At 71.3% G+C, this 15,741-nt stretch carries 21 protein-coding genes; 12 read left to right on the forward strand and 9 right to left on the reverse strand.

Annotated features, from left to right (window positions below):
- Positions 1-237: 237 nt before the first annotated feature.
- From ACGFH8_RS15820 to ACGFH8_RS15835, 4 genes are all read right to left on the reverse strand, one after another.
- The gene (locus ACGFH8_RS15820) at positions 238-1,113 is read right to left on the reverse strand and encodes an alpha/beta fold hydrolase (protein ID WP_393367539.1); all 876 of its coding nucleotides are present in this window, start codon (positions 1,111-1,113) and stop codon (positions 238-240) included.
- A gap of 149 nt (positions 1,114-1,262) precedes the next feature.
- Positions 1,263-1,580, reverse strand: a complete 318-nt coding sequence (locus ACGFH8_RS15825) for an antibiotic biosynthesis monooxygenase family protein (RefSeq protein WP_393367541.1) — start codon at positions 1,578-1,580, stop codon at positions 1,263-1,265.
- 80 nt (positions 1,581-1,660) lie between these two features.
- Entirely contained in the window at positions 1,661-2,458 is a 798-nt protein-coding gene (locus tag ACGFH8_RS15830; protein WP_393367543.1) for an exodeoxyribonuclease III, read from the reverse strand.
- A gap of 37 nt (positions 2,459-2,495) precedes the next feature.
- A complete protein-coding gene (locus ACGFH8_RS15835) occupies positions 2,496-3,416 on the reverse strand; it encodes a PAC2 family protein (protein WP_355423646.1) in 921 nt (306 codons plus the stop codon).
- 410 nt (positions 3,417-3,826) lie between these two features.
- On the opposite strand from ACGFH8_RS15835, the gene ACGFH8_RS15840 reads away from it, so the two are divergent.
- The 3 genes from ACGFH8_RS15840 to ACGFH8_RS15850 all read left to right on the forward strand — a co-directional run bounded on the left by ACGFH8_RS15840 (position 3,827) and on the right by ACGFH8_RS15850 (position 5,738).
- Positions 3,827-4,678: a peptidase M23 gene (locus ACGFH8_RS15840; RefSeq protein ID WP_393367545.1), complete on the forward strand. Its 852-nt coding sequence runs from the start codon at positions 3,827-3,829 to the stop codon at positions 4,676-4,678.
- 108 nt (positions 4,679-4,786) lie between these two features.
- Positions 4,787-4,933, forward strand: a complete 147-nt coding sequence (locus tag ACGFH8_RS15845) for a hypothetical protein (RefSeq protein ID WP_393367546.1) — start codon at positions 4,787-4,789, stop codon at positions 4,931-4,933.
- Between the two features lie 49 nt (positions 4,934-4,982).
- Positions 4,983-5,738 carry an EcsC family protein gene (locus tag ACGFH8_RS15850; RefSeq protein WP_393367547.1) on the forward strand — a complete coding sequence of 252 codons (756 nt, stop codon included), beginning with the start codon at positions 4,983-4,985 and terminating at the stop codon, positions 5,736-5,738.
- Positions 5,739-5,757: 19 nt separating this feature from the next.
- Here the strand turns inward: ACGFH8_RS15850 and ACGFH8_RS15855 are convergent, their stop codons facing one another.
- Together ACGFH8_RS15855 and ACGFH8_RS15860 are read right to left on the reverse strand one after the other, a co-directional pair.
- The gene (locus ACGFH8_RS15855; RefSeq protein WP_393367549.1) at positions 5,758-6,609 is read right to left on the reverse strand and encodes a GDSL-type esterase/lipase family protein; all 852 of its coding nucleotides are present in this window, start codon (positions 6,607-6,609) and stop codon (positions 5,758-5,760) included.
- Positions 6,610-6,731: 122 nt separating this feature from the next.
- Positions 6,732-7,331: an antibiotic biosynthesis monooxygenase gene (locus ACGFH8_RS15860; protein ID WP_393367551.1), complete on the reverse strand. Its 600-nt coding sequence runs from the start codon at positions 7,329-7,331 to the stop codon at positions 6,732-6,734.
- Between the two features lie 123 nt (positions 7,332-7,454).
- Here ACGFH8_RS15860 and ACGFH8_RS15865 point away from each other — a divergent pair, with 123 nt between their 5' ends.
- The 5 genes from ACGFH8_RS15865 to ACGFH8_RS15885 are packed head-to-tail and all read left to right on the forward strand — an operon-like array spanning position 7,455 to position 12,043.
- Positions 7,455-7,718, forward strand: a complete 264-nt coding sequence (locus ACGFH8_RS15865) for a DUF6343 family protein (protein WP_393367553.1) — start codon at positions 7,455-7,457, stop codon at positions 7,716-7,718.
- Positions 7,719-7,730: 12 nt separating this feature from the next.
- Positions 7,731-9,146, forward strand: coding sequence for an NADP-dependent succinic semialdehyde dehydrogenase (locus ACGFH8_RS15870; protein ID WP_393367555.1), 1,416 nt, complete (start codon positions 7,731-7,733; stop codon positions 9,144-9,146).
- 52 nt (positions 9,147-9,198) lie between these two features.
- Positions 9,199-10,164: a TIGR03885 family FMN-dependent LLM class oxidoreductase gene (locus ACGFH8_RS15875; RefSeq protein WP_393367556.1), complete on the forward strand. Its 966-nt coding sequence runs from the start codon at positions 9,199-9,201 to the stop codon at positions 10,162-10,164.
- A 53-nt stretch (positions 10,165-10,217) separates the two neighbouring features.
- Positions 10,218-11,789, forward strand: coding sequence for a Na+/H+ antiporter (locus ACGFH8_RS15880; protein ID WP_393367558.1), 1,572 nt, complete (start codon positions 10,218-10,220; stop codon positions 11,787-11,789).
- The gene (locus tag ACGFH8_RS15885; RefSeq protein WP_393367559.1) at positions 11,786-12,043 is read left to right on the forward strand and encodes a UBP-type zinc finger domain-containing protein; all 258 of its coding nucleotides are present in this window, start codon (positions 11,786-11,788) and stop codon (positions 12,041-12,043) included. The genes ACGFH8_RS15880 and ACGFH8_RS15885 overlap by 4 nt, the downstream gene beginning before the upstream one ends.
- Here the strand turns inward: ACGFH8_RS15885 and ACGFH8_RS15890 are convergent.
- Positions 12,019-13,023 carry an MFS transporter gene (locus tag ACGFH8_RS15890; RefSeq protein WP_393367561.1) on the reverse strand — a complete coding sequence of 335 codons (1,005 nt, stop codon included), beginning with the start codon at positions 13,021-13,023 and terminating at the stop codon, positions 12,019-12,021. The genes ACGFH8_RS15885 and ACGFH8_RS15890 overlap by 25 nt on opposite strands.
- 841 nt (positions 13,024-13,864) lie before the next feature.
- On the opposite strand from ACGFH8_RS15890, the gene ACGFH8_RS15895 reads away from it, so the two are divergent.
- Entirely contained in the window at positions 13,865-14,083 is a 219-nt protein-coding gene (locus ACGFH8_RS15895; protein ID WP_393367563.1) for a hypothetical protein, read from the forward strand.
- 39 nt (positions 14,084-14,122) lie between these two features.
- Here ACGFH8_RS15895 and ACGFH8_RS15900 read toward each other — a convergent pair whose 3' ends face one another.
- Positions 14,123-14,338, reverse strand: coding sequence for a hypothetical protein (locus ACGFH8_RS15900; RefSeq protein ID WP_334509531.1), 216 nt, complete (start codon positions 14,336-14,338; stop codon positions 14,123-14,125).
- Between the two features lie 82 nt (positions 14,339-14,420).
- Between ACGFH8_RS15900 and ACGFH8_RS15905 the strand changes: the two genes are divergently transcribed.
- Genes ACGFH8_RS15905 through ACGFH8_RS15915 form a run of 3 tightly spaced genes read left to right on the forward strand, consistent with a single transcriptional unit; the run spans position 14,421 to position 15,096 of the window.
- The gene (locus ACGFH8_RS15905) at positions 14,421-14,606 is read left to right on the forward strand and encodes a hypothetical protein (RefSeq protein WP_393367565.1); all 186 of its coding nucleotides are present in this window, start codon (positions 14,421-14,423) and stop codon (positions 14,604-14,606) included.
- Positions 14,603-14,815 carry a hypothetical protein gene (locus ACGFH8_RS15910; protein ID WP_393367567.1) on the forward strand — a complete coding sequence of 71 codons (213 nt, stop codon included), beginning with the start codon at positions 14,603-14,605 and terminating at the stop codon, positions 14,813-14,815. Before ACGFH8_RS15905 ends, ACGFH8_RS15910 begins: the two co-directional genes overlap by 4 nt.
- Complete coding sequence (locus ACGFH8_RS15915; protein WP_393367569.1) at positions 14,803-15,096, forward strand: hypothetical protein; 294 nt, start codon at positions 14,803-14,805, stop codon at positions 15,094-15,096. The genes ACGFH8_RS15910 and ACGFH8_RS15915 overlap by 13 nt, the downstream gene beginning before the upstream one ends.
- Before the next feature lie 49 nt (positions 15,097-15,145).
- Here the strand turns inward: ACGFH8_RS15915 and ACGFH8_RS15920 are convergent, their stop codons facing one another.
- Entirely contained in the window at positions 15,146-15,628 is a 483-nt protein-coding gene (locus tag ACGFH8_RS15920; RefSeq protein WP_393367570.1) for a hypothetical protein, read from the reverse strand.
- Between the last annotated feature and the right edge of the window lie 113 nt (positions 15,629-15,741).

Below are 15,741 nucleotides of genomic sequence, written 5' to 3' on the forward strand. Positions count from 1 at the left end.
CGGCTGGCCGCCCGCCCGGCTGGCCGCCCGCCCGGCTGGCCGCCCGCCCGGCTGGCCGCCCGCCCGGCTGGCCGCCCGCCCGGCTGGCCGCCCGCCCGGCTGGCCGCCCGCCGGGCCGGCTACCTCCGCTTGATCGACTCGGGATCATTGAAGTCGGGGTGTCAGGTCGGCCTGGACGGCCCGGTTTCCGTGAAGTCGAGTCGATCAAACCGCCGACGTTCGCAGGTGGGCCCGGCGTCAGCTGAGGAAGGCGAGGAGTTGGCGGGTGGTCTCGTCGGGGGCTTCCTCCGGGATGAAGTGCCCGACTCCGACCGGCTGGCCGCGTACGTCGTCGGCCCACTCCCGCCAGATGGCGAGCGGGTCGTCGTAGAGCTTGGCGACCTGTCCGCGTTGACTCCAGAGAAACAGCACCGGGCAGGTGATCTTCCGGTTGCCGCGGTCCGCCTCGTCCTGCTGGTAGTCGAGCGTCGCGGCGGCGCGGAACTCCTCGCAGATCGCGTGCACCCTGGCGGGGTCGCTGAACTGCCTGACGTACGCCGCGCGCACCTCGGGTGGGAAGGCGTCCTTCACCTCGGGCCAGGTGTCGAGCATGAAGTCGACAAGCACGGCGGGGGCCGCGTCGATGAACCGCTCGGGCACCGGGGCCGGCGCGGCCAGGAAGGACCAGACCCAGTAGGAGAGGCTGAACGCCCGGTCGGCGCGGTGGTAGACGTCGCCGACCGGCACGACGTCCAGGACGGCCAGCCGGGTGACGGCGTCCGGCGCGTCCAGCGCGAGACGGTACGCGCAGCGGGCCCCGCGATCGTGGCCGACGAGGCGGAACTGCTCGTGACCCAGACTCCGCATCACTTCGATCTGGTCGCGGGCGATGGCGCGCATGCCGTACGGCTCGTGGTCGGGCGTGCTCGGCGGTGTGCCGCTGTCGCCCCAACCCCGCAGGTCGGTGGCGACGACTGTGAAGTGCTCGGCGAGACGTGGCGCGACCTGATGCCACATGAGGTGTGTCTCGGGAATGCCGTGCAGGAGCAGCACCGGTGGCCCGGTGCCGCCCCGGCGGCCGTGGATCGTCGCGCCGGACGTAGCGATGTCGAACTCTTCGAACCCGTCGAACATGGGCAGGACCCCCGCGCCTCGGGATGCGCCCTGAGCCAACGGCGTGGGACGGCGGGCAGGGCAACTGGTGGCCGGCTACCGCTCGGGCCGCCTCGACGCTATCAACGGAGACGTCCGGCCCGGTGCGATTTCGGCCGGCGGGGAGGTGGCTAGGGCTGGGGGACGTGGAGGGCCACCTCGAACTCCAGCAGGCTCGCCCCGCTGGAGACGGGCGGTCGGGGCTTCTCGCCGGGAGCGGCAGCGTGGGCGGCTCGCGACGGGCCGGCGGCCCACGCCTGGTACGCCTCCTCGTTCTCCCACTTCGTGTAGACGAAGTAGCGGGTCTCGCCGGCCACCGGTCGGAGCAACTCGAAGCCGAGGAAGCCGGGGGAGTTTTCCACCGCGCCGGCCCGGGCGGCGAACCGCTTCTCCAACTCCGCGCCAGCACCGGGCGGGACCTCGATTGCGTTGATCTTCACGACTGCCATCTGTCCACCCTAGCCACTCAGAACGCCCCGACAGCCACTCAGAACGCCCCGACAGCCACTCAGAACGCCCCGACAGCCACTCAGAACCCCTCGACCGCGGGCACCAGCTCCGCGTCGACCACGATCGGGGCGTGGTCGGAGGGGCCCTTGCCCTTGCGGGCCTCCCGGTCCACGTAGGCCGAGCCGACCGCGCGGGCGAACGGCGCGGACGCGTACACCAGGTCGATTCTCATGCCCTTGTTCTGGTGGAACATCCCGGCCCGGTAGTCCCAGTAGGTGAAGGGGTGTGGCCCCTTCATCGGGGTCGGGACCACGTCGACGAGGCCCAGGTCGCGCAGTGCCGCGAGGGCCGCCCGCTCGGCCGGGGTGACGTGGGTGGAGTGGGTGAAGACCGCCGGGTCCCAGACGTCGGCGTCGGTCGGGGCGACGTTGAAGTCGCCGCAGACGGCCAGCGGGAGCCCACCGGCAAGCTCGGCCTCCACCGCGTCGCGCAGCGCCGCGAACCAGGCCAGCTTGTACGCGTAGTGCGGGTCGTCGGGCGTCCGGCCGTTGGGTACGTACACCGACCAGACCCGGACCCCGTCGCAGGTGGCGGAGATGGCGCGGGCCTCCGGGTCGGGAAAGCCGGGCTCACCGGCGAACCCGATCCGGACGTCGTCCAGCCCGACCCGGGACAGGATGGCGACCCCGTTCCACCGGCCGTCGCTGTGGCTGGCCACGGTGTAGCCCAGCTCGCCCACCTCGGTCACCGGGAAGGCGCCGTCCGGGCACTTGGTCTCCTGCAGGCAGACGACGTCCGGCCCGGTGTCGGCCAGCCACTCCAGCAGCCGGGGGAGGCGGGCCTTCACCGAGTTGACGTTCCAGGTCGCCAGGCGCATGCCCCCAGCCTGCCGTATCCGCCCCCGGCGCGCCGGGTCAGCTGCCCGGGGTGTCGCCGGGACGGGTCTGTTCGGCCAGGAACCGTTCCAGTTCCGCGCCGAGTTCGTCGGCCGTGGGCAGCGGCCCGGCGTCCGGGGCGAGCAGGCTCTTCTCGCCCCGACCACGGGCGAACGCGTCGTACTGCTCCTCCAGGGCCTGGACCAGGGCGGCGGCGTCCTCGGTCTGGGCGACCTGGCGGTCGATCTCCACCCGGACCACCTCGGCGGCCGAGCGGAGCCCGTCGCCGGGCAGCAGCAGCCCGGTGCTGCGCGACACGGAGGTGAGCAGCACCTCGGCGGCGGCCGGGTATTCGGTCTGCGCCACGTAGTGCGGCACGTGGGCGGCGAAGCCCAACGCGTCGCGGCCCTGCTCGCCGAGGCGGAACTCCAGCAGGTGGCCGACGCTGCCGGGCACCTGGACGCGTTGCAGCCAGGGCTCGTATCCGGCGATCAGCTCGGGGCGGGTGGCGTGCGCCGTCACGCCTGTCGGCCGGGTGTGCGGCACCGCCATCGGGATCGAGTTGAGCCCCACGGTGAGCCGGACGTCCAGGCGGGCGGCCAGCCCGGCCACGGCGGCCACGAACCGCTCCCACTGCAGGTCCGGCTCGGGGCCGGTGAGCAACAGGAACGGGGTTTCGTCGTCGTCGTGCAGCAGGTGCAGCTCCAGCTTGGGCGCGTCGACGCTCTCCCAGTGGTCCTCGACGAAGGTCATCACCGGTCGTCGCGACCGGTAGTCGAAGAGCTGGTCGACGTCGAAGGTGGCGATCGGTCGACCCTCGAGCGAGGTGAGCAGCTGCTCGCGCGCCAGCCGGCTGGCGTTGCCGGCGTCCACGAACCCGGTGAGGGCCTGGATCAGGACCGGTTGCCCGAGGTCGGGCAGATCGTCGGTGAGCTGGTAGAGCTCGTGTGGGTCGAGCACCGGTGCGGACCTCCCTGAAATGTGCCTGCGGGGTGCCGTCGCGATGGAGAGCACCCGTTCGGGCAACGTACCCGCCATCCTGGTGCATTCCTGCGCCGGGCGATCCGTCGCCCGGGGGATGGGCGTGACCGGACTATTCGCCTGATTACGCCGCCGGTCGGCCGATCGGCGGAGGGTTGGTTCGGCCCAACGGCCCAGTTTGTCGATCATGTCAGGCCCCAGGGTCGGATGTCGGGGCCTGTCACCGGCCGTGCCGGCCTGGGTGCGCCGCCGGGTTCATCCGGTACGCGAGGAATGTTCCCCGGGCGGGTCGACCCGCCCGGGTCGTCCACCAGTACGGCACCGATCTGTGGCAATCACCACGTGATCACCGTGCGTGATCGGGGTTTCTCTCTGCCTAGCCTCGGTTGATGCGTGACGACGGCACCCTCGACGACCCGTACGCCCCGAGCAGCGATGCTGCCGATACGGAGGATGGCACCTCAGCCGAACGGACAACCGCCGCGAGTCGACTCCGGGCGTACGTCCGGGACCTGACCGGTCGACGCCGGGCCCAGGTGGCGCTTGCCACCGGTGTGGTCTGCTGCCTCGGCCTGACCGTCGTGGCCCAGGTCTGCGACGAGAAGCCCGGCGCGGCGACCCGATCCGGCTCGCCCGCCACCTCGGAGCTGGCGCAGCGCGCCGAGCAGCAGGGTGCCGCCTCCCGTGGTCTCGACCGCACCGCCGCTGCCCCGGCGCCGTCCGCCACGGCGACCCCCGCCGACCCGGACACCGCGGCGCCCGCCCGCAAGGCCGCCCCGGCCCGCCCGACCAAACCGGCGCCGGTAGCCGGGCTGGACGAGGACCAGATGGAGAACGCCGAGGCGATCGTGCGCGCCGGCCGCAAGATGGGGGTGCCCCGCCGGGGTCTGGTGATCGCGGTCGCCACCGCCATGCAGGAGAGCAACCTCTACAACGTGGCCAGCGGAGTGCTGCCCGAGTCGCAGAACCACCCGCACCAGGGCGTCGGCTGGGATCACGACTCGGTCGGGTTGTTCCAGCAGCGTTCCAGCAGCGGCTGGGGCCCGGTGGACCGGCTGATGGACCCCGAGTTTGCCACCCGGCAGTTCCTCTCCGCGCTGGAGCAGGTGCCCGGCTGGCAGGGGATGCGACTCACCGACGCGGCCCAGGCGGTGCAGGTCTCCGCGTACCCCGAGTACTACCAGCAGCACGAATGGCGGGCCACCCGGGTCGTCGACGCCATCGTGCCGGCGGGGCGGTAGTCTTCCGCCCACTGTGGACGGTCAGGGTTGAGGCTGTCGCATCCCGGGTACATGTGTTGCGGGTTCGGGGTACACATGAACCAGAGGGATCATCGACAGGAGGACGCCATGTCACTGATGCAGCGGATCACCACGTTCCTGAGATCGCCGAAGGGGCAGCAGCTGGTCGAGCGAGGTCGTCGGGAGATGGCCAAGCCTGACAACCAGCAGAAGCTCAAGGGTCTGGCGGCCCGGTTCTCCAACCGCCGCCGCTGACCGCTCCATCGGCCGCCCTGTCCGCCGTTCCCATTCCAGGGGAGACCCGGTGACCGACACCCCGCCCGTCGACGGCCAGCCCGCCGCCCCTACTCCCCAGCCGTCCGTCGATCTGCCCGCCGGGTCGGCGGCTGCCCCCGAGGGTCCGCCGGCCCGTCTCTGGGACCGGATGCGCGACGACCCCCAGTACGCCCCGGAGCACCTCGCCCTGGAGGCGGTGCGCCGGCTCGGACCGGAAGCCGAGCAGTGGGCCGACCGGACCCGAGCCGAGCAGCCCGGCATCTCGTCCGACGCCCTGGCCGACCAGGCGGCCCGCAGGTTCGTCAACCTGGCCCGGCTGTCCGGCGCGGTCTCCGGCGCCGCCGGGCTACCCGGCGCCGTGATCGACGTGGGCGTACTGGCCTGGACCCAGGCGCGGATGGTGTTGCACATCGCCGCCGCGTACGACGTCGATCCGCTGCACAGCGACCGGGCCACCGACCTGTTGGTGCTGCAGCGCGTGCACAAGGTCGCCGAGAGCGCACGACTGGCGCTCGGTGTGGCCGCCGGCCGGGAACGCGCCGATGCGCTCTTCGGTCTGGGTGGTCAGCGCCCGCTCGGTCGGGTGATGCTGCAACTCGGCGTCCGGTTGGCCCAGATGGCCGGCGTCCGGGCCGCCAAGCGGCTCGTCGCCAAGGTCATCCCCGGCGCGGCCATCGTGCTCGGCACCTGGGCCAACTCGTCGGCCACGAAGGACCTCGCGCAGCGCTCGCGGGCGCTCTACCGCCCCCGCGGCACCGCTCTCCCGGGCCCCCGCCAACCCTGACGATCGCCCTCCGGGACGGTCAACCGGCCATCCCGGAGGGTCGCCAGGTCGCCTCGGCCAGCCGGCCCTGGCCGCTGGCGTTGGGGTGGAACCAGTCCAGCGGGTTGAGCAGGTCCAGGGTGAACCGGACCTTGTGCGCCGCGCCGCCGTCGTGGCGACAGCGTGAGCCGTACGCCCGACAGGCCGCGACCAGCTCGGCGTTGTAGGCGTCGATCCGATCCCGGACGGCGGCCCGGCGGGCCCGGTCGGCCGGCGCTGTCGAGGTGGGCTCGGCCAGCAGCGCCGGGCAGATGCCCCGCCGCCACGCGCGGACCGCCCGTGGCTCGTCGTGTCCGACCTCCCAGAGCCGGTACAGGTCGGGGATGCTCACCACCAGCACCCGGGCCTTCGGCCGGCCGGTCCGCAGCACCTTCAGCCCTCGGTCCACGTCGGCCCGGAACTGCGCCACCGGCGTCATCGCGTCCACCCCGCCCCGGCAGATGTCGTTGGCGCCGATGAGCACCGTGACGTAGTCGGGGCGGTCGCGTACCGCTGCCGTGGCCTGACCCTCCAGAGCGTCCGCCCGGGCGCCGGCCTTGGCGTGGTTGTACGTCCGGTCGCGGATCGCCGAATTCTGGTCGAGCAGCCGCCGGTAGTGGCTCTCCACCCGCAGCCCGTCGCCGGTGGACCAGGAGTTGCGCTCGCAGGAGGTGAGCACCAGGCAGGAGGCGAAGCCGGTGGTGATCGAGTCACCGAGGGCGGCGATGCCACCCGGCCCGGTCGACGGCGTGCCGCTCCGGGTGGGGCGGGGCGACGCGGACGTGCCGCCCTCGCAGGCCAACGCGACAAGTGCGACGAGACAGGCCAGCGCGGCGACCCACCGTCGAGGCATGACGTCCCCCGTTCCCGCAGCACAGAGCGACAGCGCGGTAACTCTATGCGTAGGAGGTGGTTCACCGGGAAGTTGCTGTCGGGTATGCGGCAGAGTGTCGGCGGCCGGGCCGGTGAGGTGTTCTAATCCCGCCGCGGTGCCGGCTGGCCGTGCAGCCACCCGTGCAGGGCCCGGGTGATCCGGGGCAGCACCAGATAGGTCATCAGCGGGGTCAGGCAGAGCGTCATCAGCAGCACCCGCGCCGCCAACGGCACGGCGGCGAGGAAGTGACTCGTCAGCAGGGTGGCGCTGAGGCTCAGCGGGAAGAACGCCAACCAGATGGTCACCGCCTGCTTCCACCTCGGCGGCGACGCCGGCCCGACCGGCCCGACCGGCTCGACCGGGTCGACCGAGTGCTCCAACGGCGGGTCGAACCAGCCCTCGATCCCGGTACGTCGCTCGACCCGGGTGTGCTCGACGATGCCCTGGGCCGAGCTGAGCCACCAGTGCCGCTGCGGCGACTCCTCCCACCGGCGCAGCGTCTCGGCGTCGGCGAAGCGGTAGAGCATGTGCCACTCCGGCGAACCGGGGCCGCTCTGCACCCAGCCGGCGCCGAGGAAACCCGGGAACGCCTCGGCCAGCGCGGTGCCGGCCCGCATCCAGGCCACCATCTCGCTGGTCCGGGTCGGGTCGACACGGCGGGCGATGGCGACGGTCACCGGCACGGCGAGGGTCATTGACATGCGCCCATCGTGCGGGTCGCGTGGCCCTCGGCGCGATCGGATGTGCCGGAGCACACCGGCGCACCGGCGGGTGCGAGCGCGTCGTACCGGTTAACCCGGCCGATCGGGGGTAGCTCCCTGGTCATGACGAGATCGCAGCCCCGGCGTGCCCGTGGCACGGTCGGCCACGCGAACAGCGCGTTGAACCTCCGGCTCACCTTCGCCGGCTTCGGGCTGGTGACGATGGTGATCTTCGCGGTGCTGGCGTTCTGGGCAGGTATCGCCTGGCTCGGCGTCCTCTGCGCGATCTTCGCCGTGGTCGCCGTGATCGACCTGGTCGTGATCCAGCGCCGCCGCGCCGCCCGCCACCGCGAGGAGCCGGGCGTACGACACTCGTTGTTCGAGTGACAGGAGGACGAGATGCCCCACATCGCCACCACCAACCCCGCCACCGGACAGGTGCTCAAGACCTACGAGGCGATGTCCACCGAGCAACTCGACGGTGCCATCGAGCGCACCGACCTCGCGTACCAGCAGCTCCGGACGACCACCGTCGATCAGCGCGCCCGGTGGATGAACGCCGCCGCCGACCTGCTGGACGCCGAGCGCGACGAGATCGCCCGCATCATGACCACGGAGATGGGCAAGACGTACGCCTCGGCGCAGGCCGAGGTGACCAAGTGCGCCACGGCCGCCCGCTTCTACGCCGACAAGGCCCCGGGGTTCCTCGCCGACGAGCCGGCCGACGCTGACGCCGTGAAGGCGACCCGGGCGTTCATCCGCTACCAGCCGATCGGTGTGGTGCTCGCGGTGATGCCGTGGAACTTCCCCCTCTGGCAGGTGATGCGCTTCGCCGCGCCGGCGCTGATGGCCGGCAACACCGGCCTGCTCAAGCACGCCTCGAACGTGCCGCAGACCGCGCTGCTGCTGGAGGACGTGTTCCGCCGGGCCGGCTTCCCCGAGGGAGCCTTCACCACGGTGCTGGTCGGCTCGGACGCGGTCGAGGCGATCCTGGCCGATCCCCGGGTCCGCGCCGCCACGCTCACCGGCAGTGAGCCGGCCGGCCGGTCCATCGCCCAGATCGCCGGGCGGGAGCTGAAGAAGACGGTCCTCGAACTCGGCGGCAGCGACCCGTTCGTGGTGATGCCCTCGGCCGACGTGGACCGGGCCGCCGAGGTGGCCACCACCGCCCGCTGTCAGAACAACGGCCAGTCCTGCATCGCCGCGAAGCGGTTCATCGTGCACACCGACGTGTTCGACGCCTTCGCCGAGAAGTTCGCCGCGAACATGGCCGCGCTGCGGGTCGGCGACCCGATGGACTCGAACACCGACGTGGGGCCGCTGGCCAGCGAACGTGGCCGCGACGAGGTGCACGCCCAGGTCCGCGACGCGGTCGACAACGGCGCGACGGTGCTCTGCGGTGGCGAGATGCCGACCGGCGACGGCTGGTTCTACCCGCCGACGGTGGTCACCGACCTCACCCCGAAGATGCGGATGTGGTCCGAGGAGGTCTTCGGCCCGGTCGCCGGCCTGTTCCGGGTGTCGTCGTACTCCGAGGCGATCGAGGTCGCCAACGGCACCAGCTTCGGGCTCGGCTCCAACGCCTGGACCCGGGACCCGGCCGAGCAGGAGCGCTTCGCCACCGACCTGGACGCGGGCAACGTCTTCATCAACGGCATGACCACCTCCTATCCGGAGTTGCCGTTCGGCGGCGTGAAGAACTCCGGCTACGGGCGCGAGCTGTCGGCGCTGGGCATGCGGGAGTTCTGCAACACCAAGACGGTCTGGGTGGGTGAGGGCGCCGCCTCGGCCGGAGCCGGCGCGCACGCCGAGTAGGTAGCGGCGCGGCACGCATCAGCGGGGGCGGGCGTGGGTAGGAAGTGCGCCCATGACGCTGTTCGGATTCCACGCCTCGCATGAGCAGATCGGTCCGCGCGCCCTGTTGGAGGCGGTGAAACACGCCGAGCGGGCCGGCTTCGACGCCGCCATGTGCTCCGACCACTTCTCCCCGTGGAGCGCACGGCAGGGCGAGTCCGGCTTCGCCTGGTCCTGGCTGGGCTCGGCGTTGCAGGCCACCGGCCTGCCGTTCGGCGTCGTGAACGCGCCCGGCCAGCGGTACCACCCGGCGATCATCGCGCAGGCGATCGGCACCCTCGGCGCGATGTACCCGGGCCGGTTCTGGGCAGCGCTGGGCACCGGTGAGGCCAGCAACGAGCACATCACCGGCGACCCCTGGCCGCGCAAGGACGTCCGCGCCGCGCGCCTGCGGGAGTGCGTGGACGTCATCCGGGCGCTGCTGGCCGGCGAGGAGGTCAGCCACGACGGCCTGGTCCGGGTGGACCGGGCCCGGCTGTGGACCCGTCCCGAGGAGCCGCCCGCGCTCGTCGGCGCCGCCGTCAGCGTGGCCACCGCCCGCTGGTGCGCCGAGTGGGCGGACGGTCTGATCACCGTGAACGCCCCCGTGGCACACCTGCGCGAGATGATCGACGCGTACCGGGACGCCGGCGGGCGCGGCCCCCTGCACCTGCAGGTGCACGTCTCCTGGGCGCCGGAGCAGGAGCAGGCCGAGGCCCTCGCGTACGACCAGTGGCGCAGCAACGTCTTCGCCCCGCCGGTCTGCTGGGACCTGGAGACGGTCGAGCACTTCGACGTGGTCTCCGCCGATGTGCCGGCGCGGCGGGTCGCCGAGGTGGTGAACGTCTCGGCCGATCTGGGTCGGCACGTCGGCTGGCTGGAGGAGTACGCGCAGCTCGGCTTCGACCAGATCGCGCTGCACCACGTCGGGCAGGAACAGCGCGGCTTCATCGACGCGTTCGGCGCCGAGGTGCTGCCGAAGCTGCGGCCGACCGGCTGATCGAGGCCTGGCTGATCGAGGCCCGAATCCGTCGACCCCTAGGCTCGTACCCCATGGAAAGCCTGTTTCCGGTCGTCGTCTTCCTGGCGATCGCCACCTTCGGTGCTGCGCTGGCCCGCCGGCTCGGCCTGCTCGCGCCGATCGTGCTCGTCGTGCTCGGTCTGGCGCTCTCCTTCGTGCCGGGCGTCCCGCACGTCGAACTCGACCCGGAGCTGGTGCTTGTCGGCATCCTGCCGCCGCTGCTGTACGTCGCGGCGCTGGAAACCTCGGTGCCGGCGTTCAAGAACAACATTCGGCCGATCCTGTTGCTCGCGGTCGGCCTGGTGCTGTTCACCGCGTTCGTGGTCGGGTTCGTGCTGCACCTGCTGCTGCCGCAGGTGCCGTTCGCGATCTGCCTGGCGCTCGGCGCGGTGGTCGCCCCGCCGGACGCGGTGGCCGCCACCGCTGTCGCGCGCCGGGTCGGGTTGCCCCGCCGGGTGGTCACCATCCTGGAGGGGGAGAGCCTGGTCAACGACGCCACCGCGCTGGTGCTGCTGCGGGTCGCCACCATGGCCACCGCCGGCTTGGCGGTCGGCGCCGCCGACGTCACCCTGGAGGTGCTGCGGGCCACCGGCGGCGGCATCCTGATCGGCGCGTTCGGCGCGGTGGTCTTCGGCTTCCTGCACCGGCGGATCACCGACCCGGTGCTGGACAACGCGTTGTCGTTGATCATTCCGTTCGCGGTGGTGTTCGCCGCCGAGGCGGTGCACTCCTCCGGTGTGGTCGCGGTGGTCGTCACCGGTCTGGTGCTCGGCCACAAACTGCCGCAGCTGCTGTCGGCGGCGTCCCGCCTGCAGATCGGCGCGTTCTGGCGGCTCGTTCGTTTCCTGCTGGAAGGGCTGGTGTTCCTGCTGGTCGGGCTCCAACTGCGGGAGGTGCTGCGCGACCTCGACGAGCCGGCCGGCTTCCTCATCCTGGTCACCTTCGTGGTGCTCGCCACCGTCTTCCTGACCCGGTTCATCTGGCTCTTCCCGGCCACCTACCTGGCCCGGTTGGTTCCCCGGGTCCGCCGCCGCGACGCCAGGCCGTCACCGAAGTTTCCGATCGTCATCGGCTGGGCCGGCATGCGGGGCGTGGTGACGCTTGCCGCCGCGTTGGCCCTGCCGCTGACCCTGGCCGAAGACGAGCCGTACCCCCGGGCTTTGTTCATTTGGTTGGCCTTCGCGGTGATCGTGGTCACCCTGGTCGGGCAGGGCGCCACCCTGCCGGTGGTCGCCCGGCGGTTGAAGCTGCCCCAGGACGACCCGGTGCAGGACGCGTTGTCGGCTGCCGGGGTGCAGCAACAGGCCAGCCGGGCCGCCCAGGACCGCCTCGACGCGCTTGCCGACAGCGCCCCCGAGGCGGTGGTGGACCGGTTGCGCCGCGCGCTTGAGGATCGCAACAACCTGGCCTGGGAACGACTGGGTGGCACCGAGCGGGAAACGCCGTCGCAGGCGTACGGTCGGCTACGACAGAAGATGATCGACGCCGAGCGGGATGTCTTCCGGGCCGCCCGGGACGCCGGTCGGATCCCCGAGGAGGTGTTGGTGCGGGCCTATCGTGACCTGGACCTGGAAGAGTCGTTGCTGCGGGAGGTCGAGAAGTGAGCTGTCAGCATCTGGCCGAGACGGATACGGTCGAGCCGCGCACCACCGAGGAGTGCCCCGACTGCGTCGCCATCGGCAACGCCGACTGGGTGCACCTGCGGGCCTGCCTGAGCTGCGGGCACGTCGGTTGCTGCGACTCGTCGCCGTACCAGCACGCGACGAAGCACTTCGAGTCCAGCAGCCACCCGGTGATCCGCTCGGTGCAGCCGGGCGAGACCTGGCGCTGGTGCTACGTCGACGAGGAGATCGGCTGATCGCTGCGGTTCGCCAGGGCCCACCGGGTCAGCGGTGGCACGGCCAGGCCGGCGCCGGCGAGGAGCCCGGCCAGGGCCAGCCAGCCGATCGGGCCACCGCCGAGGATCAGCCAGGTCAGCACCGCCGGCCCCGCCGCGCGGGCCAGCCCGGCGAGCAGTGTGTCGACCCCCTGGTAGGCGCCGATGGCGTCCGGGGCGGCGAGGTCGTAGGCCAGTGCCGCCCCGGCCCCGGCGTGCCACAGGTCGCCGAGGGTGTAGATCGCTGTCGCGCACAGCAGCAGGCCGATCGCCAGCGCGCCGGAGACGAAGCCGGTCGCGGCCCACAGCAGCATCCCGGCCGCGAGCACCAGCCCGGCCCGGCGCATCGTCGCCGCCGCCGGCAGCGCGTCCCGGGCGCCGCCGCTCAGCCGTACCGCGAGCACCACTGTCAGCAGCGTGTTGACCAGCAGCATGACGGAGACCAGCACCGGCGGGGCGTCGGTGCGGGTCACCACCCACAGTGGCAGCAGCAGTGTCAGCGCCACCCAGTGCAGGGAGAGCACGGCTGACGCCCCGGCGACCGCGAGGAAGCGTCCATCGCGCAGGGCACGACCGGGGTCGGGCCGGCGCAGCCGCCGGACCGGCGGATAACCCGGCAGTCGCATGATCAGCGCCGCCGACACCAGATAGGTCGCGGCATTGCCGACCACGAGCAGCCGGTACGCCCACCCGGTGTCCGCCACCAGCGCGAACCCGGCCAGCGCCGCGCCGAGCGCCACACCCAGGTTGGCCACCGCGCGCAGGGTCGCGAAGGCGTGCACCCGCCCCTCCGGCCCGCCGACCGCGGCGACGAGCGCCGCACGGACCGCCAGATTGCCGGAGATCAGCAGCGCGTCCACGGTGGCCACCAGCAGGAAGACCGGGAACGAGCCGACCAGCAGGTACGCCACGGCGACGCCGGCCTGCCAACTGGAGGACCGCCCGCAGGTTTCGCGGATCAAGTCGATCGGCCAGTCCGCCGAGCGGCACGCTGGCGGTGAGCCCCACCAGGCCGGCGAGCGTGAGCCCCAGCCCGACCCGCGTGGGGCTCAGCCCGACGACGCGAGTGAGATAGAGCGCCGAACCGGTCACCCACAGCCCGGTCCCGACGGTGTTGGCGAGCGTGGCCAGGGACAGGGTACGCAGCCGACCCGGCGGCGGCAGCGGCGACAGAGACCGCCAGCGGCCACGAGTCCCCACCCGGATGCCCACACGTCGAACCTAGGTCCGGGGGTACGCGCACCGATGCCCCGAACGCTGCGGCGCCCGTCACAGCCCGCCTACGGCGTGCTCGTCGCCCCAGAGCCTCCGACGTGTCGTGGCATCAAAACCGACACCCACCCCGGGAGCGCAGGATGGGCTTCGTAGGAACTCAGCTTCACCAGTCGTCACCTACTGGTCGTGCTGAGCCTGCGCGGTGGGGATAACCGCTACCCCCAACGCGTGTTGACAGCGTCTCTGCGGCGAACTGGAGCCCTCGCCACCGCCTTCCATCGATGCGGACGGGGGGTGTTTGTCAGCCGGCAGCGTCCGTGCAGGTAAACTCGTTGATGTCCTCTCCGGGGCTGGGCGATCATTAGCTCGTCCCGAGGGACACGCGAGCAACTGCCTTCCCCAGGGACGGCAGCTTGCTACCTGGCATCGCTAGCCGACAAGCAGGTGCTAGGCAACCTCCTATACTTCGGCCGTAGTTGCCGTTCTATCGAATACCTACAGGAGACTCCGCAACATCTGAGATCTTGCTCAGTCGGTGCAGGACCTCGGCTTCACCAGTCAATGCGTACTGGTCGAGCTGAGTCCTGCGTGGCCTCGCTCGACCAGAGTGAGGAGGGGCAAGCAGTGGGACTGTCCAGCATCGAACCCATCGCCGCAGCTAGTCCGCTGATCGCTGCGGTTCTCGTAGGGCTTCCGGTAGCCGGCAAAGTCATCGTGGCCGGTATCGCCCTGAGGGGTGCTGAATCCAAAGACCGCGCCGCCATTGTGAAGGCTGTTTCCGAGCTGTTCCGCTGGTGGCGTCGGTAGCGACGTGACGGGTGGCCGGGCGGGCTTCGTCCTGCCCGGTCAGTCCGGGGTGTCGTCCTCGGTTGGGCGCGGTTGGCGGTACTTCTTGATCCACGCCTCGACGTCCTCGGCCAGCCAGACCTTCGTTCCCCGTAGCTCCTGGTACGGCTTCGGGAAGGTGGGATACCGGGCGAGCTGCTGGAACCGCTGCCGCGAGACGCCCAGGCGCTCGGCGATCTCGTACGGCCCCATGAGCTGCCCCGGCCCTCGGTCCATAGCCCGAACGTAAAGCGACTCGCTCTTTCCTTTCGGATATTGCCAGTTGACTAATGCGTCCGAGGCGACGACCGTGGGGCGCATGACCCGACACGTGCCCTACGGCCAATACCTGGCGGCGGTAGCGATGACCCTGGCGCGCAGGCATCAGCCGGTGTGGTCGTGGATCAAGTGGCGGAACGTCTGCAAGTGCGGGAACGAGCTGCCGTGCCGGACGAGACACAAGATCCCGATCAACCGGGGCCACTGGCCGGGTGAGAGCCAGTGACCACGCACGCGCCGGTCCTCCCGCTGTGGCTGTGCGAGGGATGCGACCGGCCCTGGCCCTGTGCCACGCGCCGCGCGGACCTGCTGGCCGAACGCGAGCGGGTGCCGCTGGCGTACTACCTGAGCCTGTGCCTGATCGCTGCCGTACAGGACATGGGCTGGGCTCCGGTCGATGTGCTCCGACGCAGGTTCATCGGTTGGCTGCCGTGAAGGCGGGGGACGTCGTGTTCGTCGGCCCGGACTGCTCGGTGCAGTTCACCGGGGACCGGGCGCTGTTGATGCGGGTGATGTCTATCGGCGAGGACGACCCGTACAACGGGTGGGTGTGGATCGCGGGGTACGTGCTCGACGCACGGGGGATGGCCACGGCCAAGCGTGAGCTGTACGTGATCAAGTCCGGGCTGCGTTCCGCCCCGGCACCCGCGGCGATCGGAAAACCGGGGAGCAAGGAGCGCGTCAGTCGGCGCGTACGGGCCGAACAGCGTGTTTGAGAAGTCTTTAGGTTGAGGACGTGGGGCTCGAAGGCATCCTTGTCGGGCCTCAACCCACCCGCTCGTCGCCCAGCAGGTCAGTCGCCTGTTCCAGGGTGGCCGCGAATTCGTCTGGCGGGATTCTGGCGACGAAGACCTTGCCCACGTCTTCGGGGAAGGGGTGGTCGGCTCGCCGGAACGCGAAGACGATCACCAGGTGATCGTCGAGGTAGGCGTAGCACGATACGTTGTCGACGATCTCGCTCCACTGCAGAAACCAGTACCGCTCGCGGAAGTCTGTCTCGTCGGCCTCAAACTGCCGGAAGATCTCCTCCGGTGACCGTTCGCGAGAGGGGCGGGGTCGAATCGCGCGCTGGCGTACCTCCGCTGCCGCAGTCTGCATGTAATGGCAGAGGGACGGTACGTAGGCCACGTTGTCATGGGTCGTCAGTTTCTTGCCTGCCGCCCACAGGTCGACGACGCGCAGGTTGGGAGACAGGATCTCGCCGACCTCGACGGCGAAGGTGTCCCGAGTGCCGAATCTCCCTGTCATCAGCCCAGCAGGCTAGCAGCCGGCCGGTGACGCGGCTGCTGACGGCGTGATGCCGAAGGGATCACGCCGTGATCTCGTCGAGGGCCCAAGCCTCGTTGACGCCGTGCCGCCGT

The sequence above is a fragment of the Micromonospora sp. NPDC049175 genome (assembly GCF_043197345.1).
GTDB lineage: Bacteria > Actinomycetota > Actinomycetes > Mycobacteriales > Micromonosporaceae > Micromonospora.

What these genes read in the sequence shown, in the direction of transcription:
- ACGFH8_RS15840 (WP_393367545.1), top strand. Translation starts at nt 3,827, where the DNA reads ATGCGTGACGACGGCACCCTCGACGACCCGTACGCCCCGAGCAGCGAT.
- ACGFH8_RS15830 (WP_393367543.1), bottom strand. Translation starts at nt 2,458, where the DNA reads ATGCGCCTGGCGACCTGGAACGTCAACTCGGTGAAGGCCCGCCTCCCC.
- ACGFH8_RS15845 (WP_393367546.1), top strand. Translation starts at nt 4,787, where the DNA reads ATGTCACTGATGCAGCGGATCACCACGTTCCTGAGATCGCCGAAGGGG.
- ACGFH8_RS15870 (WP_393367555.1), top strand. Translation starts at nt 7,731, where the DNA reads ATGCCCCACATCGCCACCACCAACCCCGCCACCGGACAGGTGCTCAAG.
- ACGFH8_RS15865 (WP_393367553.1), top strand. Translation starts at nt 7,455, where the DNA reads ATGACGAGATCGCAGCCCCGGCGTGCCCGTGGCACGGTCGGCCACGCG.
- ACGFH8_RS15860 (WP_393367551.1), bottom strand. Translation starts at nt 7,331, where the DNA reads ATGTCAATGACCCTCGCCGTGCCGGTGACCGTCGCCATCGCCCGCCGT.
- ACGFH8_RS15875 (WP_393367556.1), top strand. Translation starts at nt 9,199, where the DNA reads ATGACGCTGTTCGGATTCCACGCCTCGCATGAGCAGATCGGTCCGCGC.
- ACGFH8_RS15855 (WP_393367549.1), bottom strand. Translation starts at nt 6,609, where the DNA reads ATGCCTCGACGGTGGGTCGCCGCGCTGGCCTGTCTCGTCGCACTTGTC.
- ACGFH8_RS15920 (WP_393367570.1), bottom strand. Translation starts at nt 15,628, where the DNA reads ATGACAGGGAGATTCGGCACTCGGGACACCTTCGCCGTCGAGGTCGGC.
- ACGFH8_RS15900 (WP_334509531.1), bottom strand. Translation starts at nt 14,338, where the DNA reads ATGGACCGAGGGCCGGGGCAGCTCATGGGGCCGTACGAGATCGCCGAG.
- ACGFH8_RS15820 (WP_393367539.1), bottom strand. Translation starts at nt 1,113, where the DNA reads ATGTTCGACGGGTTCGAAGAGTTCGACATCGCTACGTCCGGCGCGACG.
- ACGFH8_RS15825 (WP_393367541.1), bottom strand. Translation starts at nt 1,580, where the DNA reads ATGGCAGTCGTGAAGATCAACGCAATCGAGGTCCCGCCCGGTGCTGGC.
- ACGFH8_RS15905 (WP_393367565.1), top strand. Translation starts at nt 14,421, where the DNA reads ATGACCCGACACGTGCCCTACGGCCAATACCTGGCGGCGGTAGCGATG.
- ACGFH8_RS15880 (WP_393367558.1), top strand. Translation starts at nt 10,218, where the DNA reads ATGGAAAGCCTGTTTCCGGTCGTCGTCTTCCTGGCGATCGCCACCTTC.